Origin of the sequence: Streptomyces sp. HNM0575 (genome assembly GCF_012726265.1) — a bacterium.
Taxonomy (GTDB): Bacteria; Actinomycetota; Actinomycetes; order Streptomycetales; family Streptomycetaceae; genus Streptomyces.
In genome coordinates, this window is sequence record NZ_JAASAG010000009.1 from 299,102 (window position 1) to 317,242 (window position 18,141).

Here is an 18,141-nt window from a genome sequence, read left to right on the forward strand (position 1 = left end):
GCGGCCGTCGTCTCGCCGGTCAGTCGTCGAGGTTCGCGGCGAGCCGGCGGGCCAGTGCCGTCACGTCGGTCTCGTGCACGCTGCCGTCACCTCCCGCGAGGTCCAGTGCGTGCGCCGCCCCCGCTCCCATCGCGGCGCACGGGCCCATCACGCGGACGCTGGAGAGCGCGGCGGCGTCGCCGTCGGCGCAGCGGCCCGCGGCGACGAGGTTGTCGGCGTCCGGGGAGAGCATCGAGCGCAGCGGCACGTAGTGCAGGTGGTCGGCGTCGAACATCTCCCACACGTAGCCCTCGGCACGGTCGTGCAGCTCGATCGGCCAGGCGGTGCGCGCGACGGAGTCGGGGAAGCGGGTGCCCGCGCGCACCTCGTCGAGGCTTAGCGCGTGCACCGACTTGATCCACCGGGTCTGGCGGCGGCCCGGCAGCCCGTACGAGCGCACCCGTGCCCGCCCGAAGGCCTTCGGGTATTCGGCGCGCAGGAACTCCACGACGCGGTCGGCCTGTTCGCGCCCTTCGAGCTGTGCCTGAGCCGCGCGTACGGGGTCGAGCGGCGCCTCGATGTGGGTCATGTTCATCACCGCCGTGTTGCGGCCGGGGAAGAAGAAGGCGAGGCCGTCGCGGCGCAGCAGCCCGTACCGGTCGGCGCTGCGGGCGACGTGTTCCGCGAGTTCCTCCCGTCCCGGCTGGTGTGTCTCGTCGAGGTGTTCGAGGACGATCTGCTGCGAGCCGTAGATGGTGCGCTCGGGCACCCGGCACGGCAGGCCCGCCTCCCAGGTGAGGGCCGCGTCGCCGGTCGAGTCGACGAAGCCGGGTGCCGTGACCCGTACGTCGCCGAAGCGGGTGGCGAAGGTGACGGCGTCGATGCGGCGGCCGTCGCGCTCCGCGCCGGTGATCGAGGCGCCCAGCACGACGCGGATGCCCAGTTCGCTGATCCTCCGCTCGACCCACCGGCCGAGCGCCACCTCGTCATAACTGACGGTGATGGTGTGTCCGCGGTTGAAGTGCAGGTCCCCGTCGGCTCCGAGGCCGTCGAAGATGTCGTCGAACATGCCGTGGGTGAGCTGCCGGTAGCCGGGTGCGTTGCCGAAGACTCCGCAGAAGAGCCCGATGAGGGAGTTGACCATCTGGCCGCCGAGCACGGGCAGGCTGTCGACCAGCACGACGTCGCGTCCGAGCCGGGCCGATTCGATCGCGGCCGAGACCCCGGAGACTCCCGCGCCGACCACGCACACGTCCGCATCCAGGGCGTGCGGCTCCGGGCGCGCCGCCCTGGTGACGGTGTGCAGGGTGAGTTCGGTCAGCGCGTGGGGCATGCGGCCTCCTTCGGCGAGGTGCGGCGGCGCACGGTGGACGCGGCAGAGCACGGCAGACCGCGGAAATCGGCCGTACGGGACGGAGCACGACGGAGCACTGTTTCGCGGGGCAGATTAGGAAGCCCGCGTCCGGAAAGGGAACGTCCGGTTCAATAGGCCTTTCGGCTGGCTGCCATCAACCCCGTTTATGGCGCGGGCCGCAGGGACGGGCTCGGGGCGGCCTCGGCAGCGGCGCGCGCCACCAGGCCGCGGAGCCAGACGTTCGCCGGGTCCTTGTCGTAGACGGTGTCCCACCACAGCAGTTCGTCGATGCCGTCGATCGGGACCGGCCACTCCAGGGCCCGTACGCCGCGTTCCGCCGGCAGCCGTGCCGCGAGCCGCGCCGGGTACAGCGCGACCCGCTCCGTACCGGCGACGAAGTCCGGCACGGCACGGTAGCTCTCCACGCGCACGGCGATCCGCGGCCGTATGCCGAGCGCGGTCAGCTGCCGGGTGGCGGGCGAGGCGGAGGGATATCCGGCGTCCCGGTGGTACGGCACCACCCACGGCAGCGGCGTGAGGTCCTCCAGCCCGAACGAGTCCGCCCCGCACAGCGGATGCCCCTCGGAGAGCAGGCACATCCAGCGGTCGGTGAACAGGGGCCGCGAGCTGACGGGCGTACGGAAGTGGCCCAGGCGCGGTGAGACCATCCCGTCGACGAGCCTGATGGTCTCCACGATGTCGCCGCCGATCGTCTCCCGTACGAGCCGCATGTGCAGCGACGCCCGCGGCGCCTCGCGTGCCAGCAGCCGGGAGAGCCGGTCGCCGAGCACGGTCGCCGGATAGTCGGACATCAGCAGCGTGAACTCGCGCCGGGAGGCGGCCGGTTCGAAACCGCTGCCGGTGGCGAAGAGCCGCTCGGCGGCACCGCAGACCGTCTCGACCTGCTCCGTCAGCTGCGTGGCGAGAGGAGTCAGCACATATGCGCCCCCTGTGCGCACCAGCAACTCGTCGCCGAAGTGCCGGCGCAGCCTGGACAGCGAGGCGCTGACGGCGGGCTGCGAGACGCCCAGCTGCCGTGCCGCCCTGGTCACGTTGCGCTCCCGGAACAGCTCGCGCAGCGTGACCAGCAGGTTCAGGTCGAGATTGGCGAGGTGGGCGGGCGTGCGCGCCGGAAGGGTGGCCATGCGGGCAGCGTGCGCGGTGGCCCGCCGGGCGGCAAGGCCCCGGCCACAGAAACGGAAGGGCTGATCAAGGACTGATTCCTTGCGGGGCGGCCCGGGGCCTCGTGGTCCCCGGGGCCCGGGCCTCATGGTCCTCCCAGGTCGTTCCGTCGCTTGCGTTGACGGATGACTCACGCCTGTCTAGCTTTCGCCGAGGCGGCCCGTCCGATTCGTCCGAAGGAGAGCCACATGCACGAGGGGAACCGGACGGGGGCGGGCACCGGCTCGGTGACCGGCAGGGCGCTGCGCGTGCTGGAGGTCTTCTCGCCCGCGGCCCCCGTGCTCACGCTCACGGAGATCTCCCGCCGCACGGGACTCCCGCTGACCACGGCACACCGGCTGGTCAGCGAGCTGGCCGGATGGGGCGCCCTGGAGCGCGACCCGGAGGGCGGCTACCGCATAGGCCTGCGCCTGTGGGAGATCGCCGCGCTCGCACCGCGCGGCCTGGGCCTGCGCGAGGTCGCCCTGCCCCACCTGTCCGACCTGGCGCGCGTGACCGGTGAGAACGTGCAGCTGGCGGTGCGCGAGCAGCTGTCCGTGGTGTATGTGGAGCGGCTGGCGGGACGCGACTCGGTGCCCGTGCTCACGCGCGTCGGCGGCCGTTTCGCGCTCACGCCGACCGGCGTCGGCCGCGTACTGCTCGCGCACGCGCCCGCCGACGTGCAGGAGCGCGCCCTCGCGCAGCGGGCCGTGCGCTATACGGAGCGGACCGAGTGCGATCCCGTACGGCTGCGGCAGGCGCTGGCCGAGGTGCGGCAGACCGGGGTCGCCGTGTGCGAGCGGCAGGTCACGATGGACAGCGTCTCCGTGGCCGCTCCGGTGCACGGGCCGGGACACGGACCCGTGACCGGCCCCGGACACGGCCCCGGTCACGGACCGGGCGAGGTCGTCGCGGCCGTCTCGGTCGTCGCCCACGTGGAGACCGTGCCCGCGCACACCCTGATCCCGCTCGTGCAGGTCGCGGCGGCAGCGATCTCACGTGCCCTGGGCGCACCGGACGCGGGCCCGCCGCGCACGGGCGGTCACCCCGCGGGCGGCTCGGGCAGGTCCCGCAGCCGCACGGACAGGCAGGTCACGCAGCCCTCCAGCTTCTCGAACTCGCCGATGTCGACCGGGACCGGCTCGTAGCCGAGCGACGCGAGAAGCTCCGCGCTGCGCGGCGCACTCGAAGCCATGAGCAGGCGGTCCCCGCCGAGCAGTACGACATGGGCTCCCGCCTCCTCAGGCACGGGCCGGAACCGGGGGAAGCACGAGGGATCGGGGGCGAGGTCCGGGTGGCCGAGGACCGTGCCGTCGGGCAGCGCCGTCACGGCGGACTTCAGGTGCAGCACCCGCGTGACGGGCACGGGGACGACGCGGGCTCCCAACGGCTCGAAGGCGGCCCGCAGTTGACGGACGCCACCCTCGTCCGTACGGCCGCCGAGCCCCACGTACACGGTCCCGCCGCTCTTGAGCACGTCGCCGCCGTCGAGCGTCCCGGGTGCCTCCACGCGGCGCACGGCGTAGCCGAGGGCGCGCACCGCCTCCTCCGCCGCCCGCGTCTCCGCCCGGCGGGAGGGTGCTCCCGGACGGCAGACCAGCGCCGTACCGCCCAGCACGACCACGGCGTCCTCCACGAACACGCTGTCCGGGCACGCCTCTTCGGGCGGCAACTCCACCGTCTGCCAGCCGTGGTCCCGCAACGCCCGCACATAGCCCTCCCATTGGCGCACCGCGAGCTCCCGGTCCACGGGCACCCGCTCGACGTGGGTGACCAGGCCCTCCGCGAGGCGCGGCACGGGCGGTCGTACGAGGGCCTTCGGCTGGGACGGCACGTGATGCTCTCCTCGGGATCTCGGGAAGTGCTCGTGGGCTCACGAATGCTCGTGGTCCTACGCGAGCCTTCGTGCTCTGTCCGTGGTGCTCGCGGGCCTGTCAGCAGTGCCCGTCCCGCGGCGGGGTGATCGCGCCCAGCAGTGCGCGTGCGCACAGGTCGCGTACGTGGTCGCGGGGCATACGGGGCTCCTCCGCCAGCCACTCCAGGCAGACCGTCACCATGAACGACAGCCAGCCGCGCACGGCGATGCGCAGCGTGGGCACGTCCCCCGCGATGCTGGCGGCCTCCGGGTCCGCGGCGAGGGCGTCGAGGATCTGCCGCTCCTGCGCGGCCAGGCCCTCCTGGTACACGCGGCGCACTGCCGGGTCGCCCGCGGCCTCCGCGCGGTGGAAGGCGCGGAAGCCCTGCGCGTGGCTCTCGACGTACTCCAGGAAGCAGTCGAGGCCGCTCGTCAGCTGCTCCCGCACGGGCACGCCGGGCACGGCGGCCGTCAGCCGCAGCATCCGCCGGCTCTCGCGCTCGACGACGGCGGCGAAGAAGTCGTTCTTGGTCGGGAAGTAGTGATACAGCAGCCCGCGCGAGACACCGGCGATCTCGGCGACCTGCTCGATCGAGACGTCCTCGTGCGCGCTGCTCGCGAACAGCCTCGCCCCTACGGCCAGAAGCTCCTCGCGGCGCTCCTCGGTGCTGAGCCGGCGGCGGGTCCGCTCGCGGGTGCGCCCGCCCTGCCTCTCGCCCATGGCGTCACTTTACTTGACGCCCGTACAGCGGCCCGCCCAGACTGGAGCCCTATTGAACCGATGTACAACAAGCCATGTCGGCGTACGGCGCGGGGAGTTGAGGCAGATGACCGGGACCCGCTCACAGGAGGCCCGGCCGCAGGTGCGGCCGGGCACGGATGCCGGTGGCACGGCGGAGGCGGGACGCACCGCGGAAGCGGAAGGCACCGCGGAAGCGGGACATACCGCCGAAGCGGAAGGCACCGCGGAAGCCGGAAGCAGTCCGCGATCCGAACACGGCGCCCCCGCCCGTGGGTTCCGCAGCGCCCGGCTCGGCTGGCCCGAACTGCACCGCATTCCGCATCCGCCTCGCCGCGTGCCGGTGCTGGGGGACATAGCGAACGCGAGCGTGCAGTCCCCGGTGCAGGACTCCATGCGCATCGCCCGCGAACTGGGCCCGATCTTCCGGCGCAAGGCCTTCGACAGGGAGATCGTCTTCGCGTGGGGCGCGGACCTCGTGGCCGAGCTCGCCGACGAGTCCCGATTCGCCAAGCACGTCGGTCTCGGCGTCGCCAATCTCCGTCCGCTCGCCGGCGACGGCCTCTTCACCGCCTACAACCACGAGCCCAACTGGCAGCTCGCGCACGACGTGCTCGCTCCGGGCTTCAGCCGCGCGGCCATGGAGGGCTACCACCCGCTGATGCTGGACGTGGCAGGGCAGTTGACCGCGCACTGGGACGAGAGCAGCCGCGCGGGGGACGCCGTCGACGTGCCGGGCGACATGACGAATCTGACCCTGGAGACCATCGCCCGCACCGGCTTCGGCCACGACTTCGGCTCCTTCGAACGGTCGCGGCCGCACCCGTTCGTGACGGCCATGGTGGGGGCGCTGTCGTACGCGCAGCGCCGCAACACCGTCCCGCCGCTGCTCGGCCCGCTGCTTCAGCGCGGCGCCGCGAAGCGCAACGCGGCCGACCGCGCGTACCTCAACGACACCGTTGACGAGGTGGTCGAGGCACGGCGCGGCGCCGGCTCCTCAGGTGCGCGCGGCGACCTGCTGGACCGCATGCTGGAGACGGCCCACCCCACCACCGGCGAACGGCTGTCGGCGGAGAACATCCGGCGGCAGGTCGTCACGTTCCTCGTCGCGGGGCACGAAACCACCTCCGGCGCGCTCTCGTTCGCGCTCCACTACCTCTCCCGGCACCCGGAGGTCGCGGCACGTGCGCGGGCAGAGGTGGAGGACGTCTGGGGCGACGTGGAGGAGCCGGCGTACGAGCAGGTCGCACGGCTGCGCTACGTACGCCGCGTACTGGACGAGTCGCTGCGGCTGTGGCCCACACGGCACCGGCCTTCTCCCGCGAGGCGCTGCGCGACACCGTGCTCGGCGGCGAACACCCGATGAACAAGGGCGCCTGGGCGCTCGTACTGATCATGATGCTGCACCGCGACCCCGCCGTCTGGGGCGAGCACGCGGAGGACTTCGACCCGGACCGCTTCGAGCCGAAGGCCGTGCGCGGGCGCCCTCCGCACGCCTTCAAGCCGTTCGGTACGGGCGCACGCGCGTGCATAGGGCGGCAGTTCGCGCTGCACGAGGCGACGCTGGTGCTGGGACTGCTGCTGCGGCGCTACGACTTCCGGGCCGACCCGGACTACCGGCTGCGGGTCTCCGAGCGGCTCACGCTCATGCCGAGCGGGCTGGCGCTGCACCTCGCCCGGCGCTCACCGGCGACGCGGGCGGCCGCGCCGGTGAGCGGCTGAGGCTGCCGTACCCGTACCCGTACCCGGCCCGAGGGGGCGCGGCCGGGAGCGCGCCGGGCACGCGTACGGGACGGGCGCGCGGCGCCCTGTGCCCTTGTGCCGTGTGCCTTATGTCCTTGTGCCCTGTGCCTCGTGCCTCAACTTCCCTGCACGGCGGGCGAGTCGGCGGGCAGCGGCGTGTTCCAGTCCAGCTGGGCGGCCAGTTCCTCGTCGGCGGGAGACGCGGACGAGGAGCCCGGCCCGGCGGCACCGTTGCGGCTCTTCCACCGCGCGCGGTAGTTCTCCAGCGTCCGCTGCATGCGGTTCGGTGCCCGACGGGGCGTGAGCCGGGCGCTGTTGACGATGTTGCGTTCCACGCGCGGCCGGCGGAGCCTCTCGTACCGCTCCAGCGCGGACGGCGTATCGGGCGCGTCACGCAGGGACTTGGCGAGCACGACCGCGTCCTCCAGCGCCATCGAAGCGCCCTGCCCCGTGGCCGGTGAGGCCGCGTGCGCGGCGTCGCCGATGAGGAGGATGCGCTCCGTACGCCACCTCGTCACGGTCGACAGGTCACGGGCGTTGGTCACCATCAGCCTGCTGCCGGTGGCCTCCACGATGTCCGCTGCGGGCGTCGCGTCCGGCCGCAGCAGCGGCAGCAGCTGCTCGCGCCACTGAGCGGGAGTGGTGTCCGCGATCTCGGCGTCGGTCAGCTCCTCCGCCGACACACGGGCGAACCAGTAGGTCTCCCCTGCCGGCGAGACCGCGTACCCCATGGCGGACGAGCTGCCGCGCAGCATCTCGATGCGCCCTGGTGCGTTCGGCGGCGCCGCCTCGGTGGTGTATCCGTAGAAGACTCGCTGACCCGCATAGCGCGGCCCTTCGGCTTCCGGATCCGTCAACGGCCTTACGACGGAGTGGATTCCGTCCGCGCCGAGCAGCAGATCGCCGCGCGCGGTGCTGCCGTCGGCGAAGCGGGCCGTGACACCTTCCTCGTCCTCCGTGGCCCACACGAACCGCTCCCCGTAACGGACCGGGATCCCGCGCGCCGCGGCCTCCTCCCGCAGCACGGCGCCGAGTTCGGCGCGGCGCAGGCAACGGAACCGCCGGAGCGGATCGCCGGTCTCGCCCAGCGGAACGGTGGAGACCACGGACCCCTTGTCACCGGTGAGGCGCATCGCCGTCAGCTCGAAACCGGCGCGTGCGACGGCCTCCGCCGCGCCGAACTGCGCGAGCGCGAGCATGCCGTTGCTCGCGAGGGTCAGAAAGGCCCCGATGTCCGCACCGCTGTCCGGATGGGCCTCGTGGACGCCGACGTCGATGCCCGCCTTGTTCAGGGCGAGCGCCGCGGCGGTTCCGGCGATGCCGCCACCGATGATCAGGATCCGCATCTTCGAAGCCCTCGTTCGCTGGTCGGTGCGCCGGCTCCCGCCCGTCCCGGTGCCGCCCGGGTGGTGCGTGCCGTCCGTGTCCGGGTGAACGGTACCCGCCGCACGCCTTCCGCGTCCGGGAGCCCGGAGGTCCCGTCACCTGCTGCCCCGTAGCGTCCCTCGGATCCCTCGGAGTCGCGTATGCCTGGTACGTCGGCGGACGCCCGCTTCGGATTCCGCTTCGGGTTCCGGTTCGGATTCGCCGGAGAGTGCCCGAGTGCCGTGCGCTGATGGGCGATCGATGCGACCCGCGCGACCGGTGCCGCAGCGGCGGTACGCACGGACCGCGGGGTCCGCCGGTCAACTACCGCTCAGCGACGGCCGAATCGCCGTACCGCCGGGCCTCGGCGCCCCGGGGCGGCCCGTCCGCCGACGGGCCGCCGCTCCCGGTCCGGCTTCGCAGGCCGCAGCGAAGCGGTCCGGGAGCGGCGCCCTTTCGCGGGCCGGATAGCGCTTGGACGACGCCGCACTCCCCCGCAGCACGACGCCGTACCCCCCAAGCCCGGCCCTGCCCCGGCAGGTTGGCGGACTGAAAACCGGTGGCCGGTGTTCAGCATCACGTTGACACTATGTCCTTGTGGGCTTCAAGCCGCAAGCATCGTTCTGATAATTTCAAAGTAAGTGGCAAGGAAAACGCTTGTGTTGACGCTCATACAGCAGCTCCGTGCGATGTGCCGGGACCGGCAGCCGGGTTCGGGGGCCCGGTCCTCTGGAAGCGCTCACACACGTCTCTTGCCGGAGCACCACGCGTACGTGCACCCCGACCGCGCGCGTACTGATCAACCTCCGTAAGGAGTCCGGAACATGAACCCTGATGCTGCAACCCCCGAGACCGGCCGTCTGCGTAACGGGATGCCCGCGCGTGAACTGGGCACCGAGGGCTGGCACAAGCCCTGGAGCGGGCAGAACGGCGGAGCCTGCGTAGAGGCGAAGAAGCTGCCCGACGGCCGGGTGGCGCTGCGACAGTCCACAGATCCCGAGGGCCCCGTCCTGCTCTACACCCCGGAGGAGATCACCGCGTTCATCGAGGGAGCGAAGGCCGGCGCGGCCGACTTCCTCACCGCCTGAGAGGGGGCTCACCGCCGGAGAGGGGCCTCTCTGCCTGAAGTGGGGCCTCTCTGCCGGAGCGGAGCCCCGTGGAGCCGAGTGCTCTCCGGTCCGCCCTCCGGTCCGCTGCGGCTCGTGCCGTACGGAGCGGGACCCCGATCGAGGGAAGCGCCGCCCCGGGCCTCACGGTCCGGCGCGGCGCGTCTCCGCGTCCGGTCACGCTCCGCGGGTTCCTCCCGCGGCTCGCAGGGGTCCGGCGACTCCGGATCACGTTCCGGGCGGGCCCGCGCACCGCGACGGGTGAACCTGCGCATTTCGTTTGCGCTGGAGCGCACTCCAATTCGTAGCGTTCCGTCCATGACCCCATCCACTTCTTCCCCCGCACCCACCCCGCAGCGCCCCATCGGCTCGGGCTTCGGCGCCGGCACCACCGCCGCCGAAGTCCTCGACGGAATCGACTTGTCCGGGAAGCTCGCAGTCGTCACCGGCGGCTACTCGGGACTCGGCCTGGAGACCACACGCGCGCTCGCCGCAGCGGGCGCCCATGTCGTGGTGCCGGCCCGGCGGCCCGAGGCCGCGCGTGAGGCCCTCGAAGGGATCGCGCGCGTCGAGACCGACGCCCTCGATCTCGGCGACCTCGACAGCGTCCGGTCCTTCGCCGACCGCTTCCTCTCCACCGGCCGCGGCATCGACGTCCTGATCGGCAGCGCCGCGATCATGGCCTGTCCCGAGACCCGGGTGGGCCCGGGCTGGGAGGCCCAGTTCGCCACCAACCACCTGGGCCACTACGCGCTCGTCAACCGGCTGTGGCCCGCCCTCGTACGGGACGGCGGAGCACGCGTGGTCTCCGTGTCCTCCCGGGGACACCACCGCTCGGCGATCCGCTGGGACGACGTCCACTTCGAGCACGGTTACGACAAGTGGCAGGCCTACGGGCAGGCCAAGACCGCGAACGCGCTGTTCGCCGTCGAACTCGACGCGCGCGGCCGCGAGTTCGGCGTACGGGCCTTCTCACTCCACCCCGGAGGGATCCTCACCCCTCTCCAACGCCACCTGCCCGCCGAGGAGATGGTCCGCGCCGGGTGGATCGACGAGGACGGCAATCCGCTGCTCCCCTCCTTCAAGACCCCCGAACAGGGCGCGGCGACGCAGGTGTGGGCCGCGACTTCGCCGCAGCTGGACGGCATGGGCGGCGTCTACTGCGAGGACTGCGACATCGCGCCCGTCGCGTCCGGCGACCAGACGTCGGTGACCCCTCCGGGCACGGCGTCGGGCGTACGGGAGTACGCGGTCGATCCGCGGGAGGCGGCACGGCTGTGGGCGCTGTCGGCCGAACTGACGGGCGTGGACGCGTTCGCGGCGGACTCGGCGAGCGGCAGGGCCTGAGGGACGGCCGCCGCGCGGGCGGGGTCCGGCCTCAACGGGCCCCGCCCGCATGGGAGTTCAGCCTGCCGCCGAAGCCACCCGCACCGTGCACAGCGGGTCGTCGCGGAACGGCGCCAGCTGCTCCTCGCTCGCGCCGCCGTCGGTGACGAGATTCCAGGGGCGTTCGAAGACGGACCACCAGTGGGAGTCGGCGCGGCCCAGCTTCCCCGCGTCCGCGAGGACGTGGACGTCGCGCGAGCGGTCGATCATCAGCTGCTTCAGCGCGCTCTGCTCCGGTGACGCCTCGCAGATGCCGCGCCCGGCGACCACTCCGTCCGCCCCGAGGAAGACGGCGTCGGCGCTGAGCCTGGAGACCGCGGCCTCGGCCAGCGGGCCGACCATGCCGAGGCTCAACTGCCGTACGCTGCCGCCCAGTACGACCAGATCGATGCCCGGGACACCGGCCAGGATGTTGATCGACGTCAGCCCCGGAGTGGCGACCGTGAGCCCGCCGCGTGCCGCCAGCCGCTCCGCGAGCGCGCCGACCGTCGTACCGGCGTCCAGCAGCACCATCCGGCAGTCCGCCGCATGAGGCTCCGCCGCGCGCGCGATGGCGGCCTTCTGCGCGACGGCGATCCCCTCGCGCTCGTGGAGCGTCTGCTCCTCGCCGTGGCCATGCGAGAGGGCCCCGCCGTACGTCCGCACGATCCGGCCCGTCTCCGAAAGGCGCGTCAGATCACGGCGGATGGTCGACTCGGACACGCCGTAGCGCCCGGCGAGTTCGGCCACCGCGATGGGCCGCACCCGCAGCAGGTCGCGGATCTCGTCGCGTCTCGCCGCGCCGTTCATGCGGCGGCGTCCGCGCGCCGCGGCGCCAGCTCGGTGGCCTGACGCAGTGCCTCCAGCATCGACGCCTCGTCCGCGGCGCCCGTACCGGCGATATCGAAGGCGGTGCCGTGGTCGACGCTCGTACGGATGACCGGCAGCCCGACGGTGACGTTGACGCCCGCGTCCAGGCCGAGCACCTTCACCGGTCCGTGGCCCTGGTCGTGGTACATCGCCACGACCAGGTCGAAGTCGCCGCGCACGGCGCGGAAGAAGACGGTGTCGGCGGGCAGCGGCCCCTGGGCGTCGATGCCGTCCCGGCGCAGGGCCTCGATGGCGGGCACCACTTTGGTCTCCTCCTCGCCGTGGCCGAAGAGCCCGTTCTCCCCGGCGTGCGGATTGATGCCGCACACGGCGATACGGGGCCGGGCCACGCCCGAGGAGCGCAGGGTCTCGTGTCCGCGCCGCACCGTGCGCTCCACGAGGCCGGGTTCGATCTTCGCGACGGCGTCGACGAGGCCGATGTGCGTGGTGACGTGGATGACGCGCAGGGACGGCGCGGACAGCAGCATCGACACCTCGTCGGTGCCGGTCAGGTCGGCGAGCAGCTCGGTGTGGCCGGGATAGCGGTGCCCGGCGGCGTGCAGCGCCTCCTTGTTGAGGGGCGCGGTGCAGATCGCGTCGACGCGGTGCCCGGTGGCCAGCCGGGTCGCGGTCTCGACGTACCGGTACGCGGCTTCGCCCGCCACCGGGGAGAGTTCCCCGAAGGGCAGATCCGCGGGGATGTTCGCCAGGTCGATGCAGTCGGCGGTGCCCGGCTCCCAGCGGGCCTCCTCGGGCGAGCCGACCGCCGCGATCTCCAGCTCCGCGCCCGTCACTTCGGCCGCGCGGCGCAGCCGGGCGGCGTCGCCCACGACGAGCGGCCGGAAGGCCGCGCTGTGGGCGGCGTCGGTGGCGCCGGCCGTGCCGGCGGGTCCGACGGTGCGGGCGAGTGCCTTGACGACGACCTCGGGGCCGACGCCCGCGGCGTCCCCCATGGTGATGGCGATGACGGGTCGGGACATGGTGACAGCCTTACGCAGACGAGGAGTTGACGCGAAACGGGGGGCGGGCCCGGCGGCCCGGCGAGAGGTCAAGGGCAGGGACGGCGGGCAGGGCACGGTGGGCAGGAGGCCGGTGTCGGCGGGTCGGGATCAGAGGTCGGGGACGGTCGGGAGGGAGGGCCGGGGAGAGCCCGGGAGAAGGGGCTGCGCGGGGTCAGAGCGGGCAGGGCGGACGTCCGGGCGTGACGGCGGCCCCGTCCGTGCTCAGTGAGCGGGCGACGCGCAACAGCGTCCCGGCGTCCCCGAACGAACCGGCCTTGGTGATCACCCGAAGCCGTCCCGGCGTGCTCATCCACACCACGCCCGGCTCGCTCTCCCCCAGCACCTCCAGGGTCGCCACGTCGGCGCGGCGCAGCACCGCACGCGCGGTCTCGCCGCCGGTGGCGACGAGCGTGCCCGCGGCGCAGAGGCCCGCGGAGGCCACCGATGCGAGCGCCGCGGCGACTTCACCGGCGCGGTGCGGCTCCACCGGGGCGTCCGGGTCGGGGAAGACGACCACGTCCCGGCCGTCCTCCAGGGCGGCGGCCGCCTGCCGTGCGGCGTCCGCGACATCCCGCGCACCCCGTGCGTCCGCGGGAGCGCGTCCCCGTACGTCTGCCGGTGCGTCTGCCGGGGCATCCGCCCGTACGGGCACGGGCACCGCCGGGACACCGTCGAGCAGCGCGCGGCGCTGGGCGTGTGCGGTCTCGCTGCGGCTGCCGACGCAGAAGAGCACGGGCGGCCGGGCGGATCCGGCTCCGGAGCCGCTGACGGGATCGGTGACGGGGTCCGTGACGGGAGCCATGACAGGGCTCGGGACGGGATCGGGACCCCGGCCCGCTCCGGACCCGCACGCAGCCGAGTCGGCCGGGTGCCCGGCGGCCGGGTGCCCGGCGGCCGGGTGCCCGGTGGCCGGGCCGCCCTTCGAGGGAAGCGGCAGATGGCGCGCCAGCCCGCCGGAGCCCACCAGCAGCACGCGAAGTCCCTTGCAGGCGCGCACCGTTCGGGCGAGATCGTCGTCGGTGAGGGCGTCGACGACGACGGCGTCCACGTGCCCGGCCATCGCCCGCAGCGACGTCGCCGGACGGTCGCGGCGCAGCTCCCCGAGGGAGAGACGGGCGACTTCGAGTCCCGCCGCACGCAACTGGTCGGTCAGCGGCCGCCGTTCGGGACGCCGGTACGCGAGCGGCTCGCCGTCGACGCGTACCTCGCCGTGCAGGACGGTACGGCCCGTCGCGGGGAAGGCAGGCGCGACCACCGCGAGGAAACGGCCCGAACGCGGCCGGCCGGGTGCCGCGCGGCCGTCCTCGCCCTGCGGGCGGCCCGACATGACGGAGAGCGCCGCGGCCGTCTCGGGGCCGATGCTGCCGCGCAGCGTGGAGTCGATCTTCTTGTAGACGAGGGTGTGCGGCGCGGCCCTGCCGACGGCCGCCGCGGCGGCTGCGGCCGCGTCCGCCGCGGGCAGATGACGGCTGTCGGTGTCCACCGCGACGACGTCCGCCGCGGGCGGCCATGCCGCGGACGCGTCCAGCGTCACGGCGGTGCGCGCACGCGGCGCCAGCGCGGCGGCGCTGTCGGCGGCGCCCGAGAGGTCGTCGGCGACGATCAGTACGCCGGGGGCCGGGCCCGTCGGAAGCGTGCTCACCGGGACTCCGCCGCCGCTTCCCCGGACCCGTCCACGGCGGCCGGCTCGCCGCTCCCGCTCCCGCGCCGCCTCCCGGGCACCCCCTCCGCGTCCGTGCCGCTGTCCGTACCGGTGCCGGTGCTCGCGTCCGCGTCCGTGCTCGTGTCCATGCCCGTACCCGTGCCCGTATCGCCCGTCGGCTCGGCCTCCGCCGCCCGCGCGTTCCTCGCGTCCTGACCGTCCGTCACGCCGAGGCGCTCCAGCCTGCGGTGGTAGGCGAGCGTGATGACCGGCACGAGCAGCGAGGTCACGACGACCGCCGCCGCCACCAGGATCGTCGCCTTGTCGGCGGCCTCCTCGTACGCGGGGTTCGCCGCGGCCACGACCGCGGGCACGGCCGTGGCGTTGCCCGCCGTGGTGGCGGCGGCCAGCCCCGCGAGCCCACTGCCGCCGACGAGACGGTCCGCGAAGAAGAGGGTCACACCGCTGACGACGAGCACGAACAGACCCAGCCCGATGCCCAGCAGCCCCGCCGTCCACACCGCGGCCAGGTCGATGCCCGAACCGAGCGCGAAGCCGAAGAAGGGGATGCACACGGGCACGGCCGCGCCCAGGAACGTACGCATCTGCGGGTCGAGGTTGCCGAGGACCATCCCGACGAGCAGCGGCAGGATCGCCCCGAGCATCGTCTGCCAGGGGAAGGCGGAAAGGCCCGCGACGCCGAGGGTCAGCATGGTCAGGAACGGGCCGGACTCCAGGCTCATCAGCGAGTACGCGGCGGCGTCCCGGCCGCGCCCGAACTGGCTCATCAGCGCCATGTACAGGCCGCCGTTGGTGTCGTTGAGCGCCGCGACGACCGCGAGGGTGGAGATGCCGGCGAAGACTCCGCCGTCGACGGGCGCCTCGTCGAGGAAGCGGCCCATCACCACTCCGGCGACGACCGCGATGCCCGCCTTGGTGACGAGCAGGGCACCGCCCTTCTTCAGGATGTACGGCGTCGTACGCAGCTCGATCGTCGCGCCCATGCAGACGTAGAAGACGGCGAGGATGGTCAGCGCACCGGAGAAGAGCGCCCCGGTGAACGAGCCGAAGAACTCCCCCGTCCCCGCGTGCGCGGTGTTGATCACCGCGCCCACCAGGAGCGGCACGAGCATCATGCCGCCGGGGACCCTCTCGAGGCTCGCCTTGATCGGTATCGACATGTGCGGTCCGCCTTCCGTCCACCACGTTCCGGGCGCCGCACCGTGGGGGCGTGCGCTGCGTTCCGGCGGAACGTAACGCCCACTGCGTGTTTCATGCAAGATGCGCGAACCGTGCAACCACCTGGCGTTCCACGGCCCCGGGGAGGCCGGAAGCCCCCGCCCTCGACGGCCCGAGGCGGCCACGCCGGCCGCCCCGCCTGGCGCAGACCCCCGGAACCCCTTCGACTGACGCGCCGTCCGATCTACCGCCGCCGCTGCCGTCGGAATCTGCCGGGCCGTCAGCTGACGCTCCGCCAACCTGCGCTTTCAGAGGGCCGACCACAGGAGGCGGGGCCCGGTTCGCTCTGCTACAGGTGATTCGTGGCCCGCGTTTCTTTCAGAACTCCCAGAAAGTCGTAACGCGTTGCTTCGTTGGGGTTGTCGCGTTCATGGCGTGCTGCTTTTACTGGCGAAGCGCGGAATCCGATTTCAGCCCGTGCGGGGCGAGGGCGGGCAGCCCTCTCCCCGCACGGGTCCCCACGCATCGGTGACCGAACTCCGAGCGCGGGAGTCACCGTTCCTTCCTACTCCCGAAGGAGACCGAATGGCTGGACAGCCAGGCTTCGACCGTCGTGCCCTGCTGCGCGGCGGCGTGGCGGCCACGGCCGCCGGTGCCATCGGCCTGAGCACCGCCGGCGCCGCGCACGCCGCCCCCTCTGCCGGAACGGCCCGACCGCTGCGGGCCTCCCGCGGCAAGGCCGCCGAGCCGCGCATCTACACCACCGAGGAGTGGGGCGCGCGGCCCCCCTCTCAAGAGATCGTCATCGAAGACCACGTACCGACCTTCATCGTCGTCCACCACACCGCCGACCCCGGAAACAGCGAGGACTACTCGCTGGAGCACGCGAAGCAGATCTGCCGCGACATCCAGGACCACCACATGGACGGCAACGGCTGGTCCGACACCGGCCAGCAGTTCACCAACTCCCGAGGGGGTTTCCGGCTCGAAGGCAGGCATCAGAGCCTGGCCGTCGTACGGGGCGGCACCCAGCACGTGCAGGGCGCCAACGTCGGCGGTCACAACAGCGAGGTCATCGGGATCGAGAACGAGGGCCTCTACACCGACGTGGACGTGCCCGCGGCGCTGTGGGACTCCCTCGTCCAGCTCGTCGCGTGGATCGCGTCGCAGTACGGCACCGACCTGAAGAACATCCAGGGCCACCGGGACTTCAACTCCACCGAATGCCCCGGCAACGTGCTCTACGGACGCCTTCAGGAGCTGCGGGACGCCGTCGGCCGCGTCCTCGGCGTCTCCTCCCCCTCGGCCGACGAGGTGCTGACCTGGCCGCTGCTGAAACCCGGCGCCGTCGGGGCGCAGGTGCGGGCGGCTCAGCATCTGCTGCGCGGCAAGGGCTACAAGGTGCCGGTGGACGGCGTCTTCGGCACGGACACCAAGCGCGCCGTGGCCGAACTCGCCGAGCGGCACTGCGTGGAGCGGCACACCTGCGCGGCCGCGCACCACAACACGGCCGACGAGACGGGATACCTCGGCTCGGACATCTGGCCCCTGATCACCCCGTCCTCCCGTACGGCCGGCGGCGAGGACACCGACGACGCGGTCCGTGCGCTGATGCGGACGTCGCGGCGCTCCACCACGCTCCCGGCCGACGGCAGGCTCACTCAGACCGACTGGAAACGGCTGCTGTCCTGACGCGGCAGCCCTGACAGAGGGGTGCGGCCGGGTCGCGCTCCCCGGCCGCATCCCTCTCTTCTCTCCCCGTGCCGCACCCGGGCGGCTTCTCCCCCTTCTTCCGCGCTCTTTCCGCTTCTCCCCCTTCTTCCGCGCTCTCCCGGGCGGCGGGCCGCGGCGTGCCGTCTGCGATGCTGACCGGGTGCCGCACTCGTCCCGCGACCCGCAGCCCATAACGCCCGACCCGCCGAGCACGGCCGGACCGCCGGACGCGGGCGGCACATACGACGGGCACGGCACATCGCGCTCCCCGGGCCGCAGCCCCGGCCGCGCGCCCACGCCCCTGCTCACCCAGTCCTGGCTCGACCTGTCGTTCGTGCACTGGGCGGCCGACCCCGCGGACGTGGCGCCGCTGCTGCCGCGCGGCACCGTCCCCGATGTGCTGCACGGCACGACGTACGTCGGGCTGGTGGCCTTCCGGATGCACCGGGTCGGCTGGTTCGGGCTGCCCGGCGTCCCCTATCTGGGCAGCTTCCCGGAGACGAACGTACGCCTGTACTCGGTGGACGAACTCGGCCGTCGCGGCGTGGTGTTCCGCTCGCTCGACGCATCCCGGCTGATACCCGTGACGGTCGCGCTCGCCGCGTTCCGCATGCCGTACCGGTGGGCGCGGATGTCCATGCGGAGGCAGGGCACGTCCATCGCGTACGCCAGCAGGCGACGCTGGCCCGGCCCGCGGGGCGCGCGCTGCCGGATGACCGTGGGCATCGGGGCTCCCATCGAGGAGCCGACGGAGCTCGAACACTTTCTGACGGCCCGCTGGGGAATGCACAACGCCTTCTTCGACCGGCCCGTGTATCTGCCCAACGACCATCCGCGCTGGCCGCTGCACCGGGCCGAACTCCTCGAATGCGACGAGGACCTGGTGACGGCGGCGGGACTGCCGGCGCCCGCCGGGGACCCGGTCAGCGTGCTGTATTCGCCGGGCGTGCCCGTGCGGTTCTCGCGGCCCGCCCGGCCGGCGGGCGTGCCGACCCCCTGAGAGCACGGGCACCCGGGCACACCGGGCCTGAGCACACCGGGCGTTGAGCGCACCGGGCCCCGGGCGCAC

At 73.2% G+C, this 18,141-nt stretch carries 14 protein-coding genes and 1 pseudogene; 6 read left to right on the forward strand and 9 right to left on the reverse strand.

Annotated elements, in window-relative coordinates; all coding sequences use genetic code 11:
- Positions 1–19: 19 nt before the first annotated feature.
- Both HCC61_RS22225 and HCC61_RS22230 read right to left on the reverse strand, forming a co-directional pair.
- Positions 20–1,312 (reverse strand): FAD-dependent oxidoreductase, encoded by a 1,293-nt coding sequence (locus HCC61_RS22225; RefSeq protein WP_169137986.1) that lies wholly within the window; start codon positions 1,310–1,312, stop codon positions 20–22.
- 185 nt (positions 1,313–1,497) lie between these two features.
- Positions 1,498–2,478, reverse strand: coding sequence for a LysR family transcriptional regulator (locus tag HCC61_RS22230; RefSeq protein ID WP_169137988.1), 981 nt, complete (start codon positions 2,476–2,478; stop codon positions 1,498–1,500).
- Between the two features lie 225 nt (positions 2,479–2,703).
- Between HCC61_RS22230 and HCC61_RS22235 the strand changes: the two genes are divergently transcribed.
- On the forward strand, positions 2,704–3,642 hold the full coding sequence (locus HCC61_RS22235) for an IclR family transcriptional regulator (protein WP_169137990.1): 939 nt from the start codon (positions 2,704–2,706) through the stop codon (positions 3,640–3,642).
- Here HCC61_RS22235 and ddaH read toward each other — a convergent pair.
- The gene (gene ddaH / locus HCC61_RS22240; protein ID WP_169137992.1) at positions 3,537–4,328 is read right to left on the reverse strand and encodes a dimethylargininase; all 792 of its coding nucleotides are present in this window, start codon (positions 4,326–4,328) and stop codon (positions 3,537–3,539) included. The genes HCC61_RS22235 and ddaH overlap by 106 nt on opposite strands.
- 100 nt (positions 4,329–4,428) lie before the next feature.
- Positions 4,429–5,070 carry a TetR/AcrR family transcriptional regulator gene (locus tag HCC61_RS22245; RefSeq protein WP_169137994.1) on the reverse strand — a complete coding sequence of 214 codons (642 nt, stop codon included), beginning with the start codon at positions 5,068–5,070 and terminating at the stop codon, positions 4,429–4,431.
- A 280-nt stretch (positions 5,071–5,350) separates the two neighbouring features.
- Between HCC61_RS22245 and HCC61_RS22250 the strand changes: the two are divergent.
- Positions 5,351–6,810, forward strand: a pseudogene (locus HCC61_RS22250) (cytochrome P450); the annotation flags it as partial.
- Positions 6,811–6,947: 137 nt separating this feature from the next.
- On the opposite strand, the gene HCC61_RS22255 reads toward HCC61_RS22250, so the two are convergent.
- On the reverse strand, positions 6,948–8,177 hold the full coding sequence (locus tag HCC61_RS22255) for an FAD-dependent monooxygenase (protein ID WP_169137996.1): 1,230 nt from the start codon (positions 8,175–8,177) through the stop codon (positions 6,948–6,950).
- Between the two features lie 843 nt (positions 8,178–9,020).
- On the opposite strand from HCC61_RS22255, the gene HCC61_RS22260 reads away from it, so the two are divergent.
- Positions 9,021–9,284, forward strand: a complete 264-nt coding sequence (locus HCC61_RS22260; RefSeq protein WP_169137998.1) for a DUF397 domain-containing protein — start codon at positions 9,021–9,023, stop codon at positions 9,282–9,284.
- A gap of 336 nt (positions 9,285–9,620) precedes the next feature.
- Positions 9,621–10,649 carry an SDR family NAD(P)-dependent oxidoreductase gene (locus HCC61_RS22265; protein ID WP_169138000.1) on the forward strand — a complete coding sequence of 343 codons (1,029 nt, stop codon included), beginning with the start codon at positions 9,621–9,623 and terminating at the stop codon, positions 10,647–10,649.
- A 57-nt stretch (positions 10,650–10,706) separates the two neighbouring features.
- Here the strand turns inward: HCC61_RS22265 and HCC61_RS22270 are convergent, their stop codons facing one another.
- The 4 genes from HCC61_RS22270 to HCC61_RS22285 all read right to left on the reverse strand — a co-directional run bounded on the left by HCC61_RS22270 (position 10,707) and on the right by HCC61_RS22285 (position 15,361).
- The gene (locus HCC61_RS22270) at positions 10,707–11,477 is read right to left on the reverse strand and encodes a DeoR/GlpR family DNA-binding transcription regulator (protein ID WP_169138002.1); all 771 of its coding nucleotides are present in this window, start codon (positions 11,475–11,477) and stop codon (positions 10,707–10,709) included.
- Positions 11,474–12,517: a 4-hydroxythreonine-4-phosphate dehydrogenase PdxA gene (gene pdxA / locus HCC61_RS22275; RefSeq protein WP_169138004.1), complete on the reverse strand. Its 1,044-nt coding sequence runs from the start codon at positions 12,515–12,517 to the stop codon at positions 11,474–11,476. Before pdxA ends, HCC61_RS22270 begins: the two co-directional genes overlap by 4 nt.
- A gap of 193 nt (positions 12,518–12,710) precedes the next feature.
- Complete coding sequence (locus HCC61_RS22280; RefSeq protein ID WP_169138006.1) at positions 12,711–14,180, reverse strand: four-carbon acid sugar kinase family protein; 1,470 nt, start codon at positions 14,178–14,180, stop codon at positions 12,711–12,713.
- Positions 14,177–15,361 (reverse strand): 2-keto-3-deoxygluconate permease, encoded by a 1,185-nt coding sequence (locus HCC61_RS22285; protein ID WP_169138008.1) that lies wholly within the window; start codon positions 15,359–15,361, stop codon positions 14,177–14,179. Before HCC61_RS22285 ends, HCC61_RS22280 begins: the two co-directional genes overlap by 4 nt.
- Positions 15,362–15,944: 583 nt before the next feature.
- Between HCC61_RS22285 and HCC61_RS22290 the strand changes: the two genes are divergently transcribed.
- Both HCC61_RS22290 and HCC61_RS22295 read left to right on the forward strand, forming a co-directional pair.
- Positions 15,945–17,051 carry an N-acetylmuramoyl-L-alanine amidase gene (locus HCC61_RS22290; RefSeq protein WP_169138010.1) on the forward strand — a complete coding sequence of 369 codons (1,107 nt, stop codon included), beginning with the start codon at positions 15,945–15,947 and terminating at the stop codon, positions 17,049–17,051.
- 322 nt (positions 17,052–17,373) lie between these two features.
- Entirely contained in the window at positions 17,374–18,072 is a 699-nt protein-coding gene (locus tag HCC61_RS22295) for a DUF2071 domain-containing protein (RefSeq protein ID WP_206322890.1), read from the forward strand.
- The last annotated feature ends 69 nt before the right edge of the window (positions 18,073–18,141 follow it).

What these genes read in the sequence shown, in the direction of transcription:
- pdxA (WP_169138004.1), bottom strand. Translation starts at nt 12,517, where the DNA reads ATGTCCCGACCCGTCATCGCCATCACCATGGGGGACGCCGCGGGCGTC.
- HCC61_RS22290 (WP_169138010.1), top strand. Translation starts at nt 15,945, where the DNA reads ATGGCTGGACAGCCAGGCTTCGACCGTCGTGCCCTGCTGCGCGGCGGC.
- HCC61_RS22245 (WP_169137994.1), bottom strand. Translation starts at nt 5,070, where the DNA reads ATGGGCGAGAGGCAGGGCGGGCGCACCCGCGAGCGGACCCGCCGCCGG.
- HCC61_RS22235 (WP_169137990.1), top strand. Translation starts at nt 2,704, where the DNA reads ATGCACGAGGGGAACCGGACGGGGGCGGGCACCGGCTCGGTGACCGGC.
- HCC61_RS22230 (WP_169137988.1), bottom strand. Translation starts at nt 2,478, where the DNA reads ATGGCCACCCTTCCGGCGCGCACGCCCGCCCACCTCGCCAATCTCGAC.
- HCC61_RS22225 (WP_169137986.1), bottom strand. Translation starts at nt 1,312, where the DNA reads ATGCCCCACGCGCTGACCGAACTCACCCTGCACACCGTCACCAGGGCG.
- HCC61_RS22260 (WP_169137998.1), top strand. Translation starts at nt 9,021, where the DNA reads ATGAACCCTGATGCTGCAACCCCCGAGACCGGCCGTCTGCGTAACGGG.
- HCC61_RS22265 (WP_169138000.1), top strand. Translation starts at nt 9,621, where the DNA reads ATGACCCCATCCACTTCTTCCCCCGCACCCACCCCGCAGCGCCCCATC.
- HCC61_RS22270 (WP_169138002.1), bottom strand. Translation starts at nt 11,477, where the DNA reads ATGAACGGCGCGGCGAGACGCGACGAGATCCGCGACCTGCTGCGGGTG.
- HCC61_RS22255 (WP_169137996.1), bottom strand. Translation starts at nt 8,177, where the DNA reads ATGCGGATCCTGATCATCGGTGGCGGCATCGCCGGAACCGCCGCGGCG.
- HCC61_RS22285 (WP_169138008.1), bottom strand. Translation starts at nt 15,361, where the DNA reads ATGTCGATACCGATCAAGGCGAGCCTCGAGAGGGTCCCCGGCGGCATG.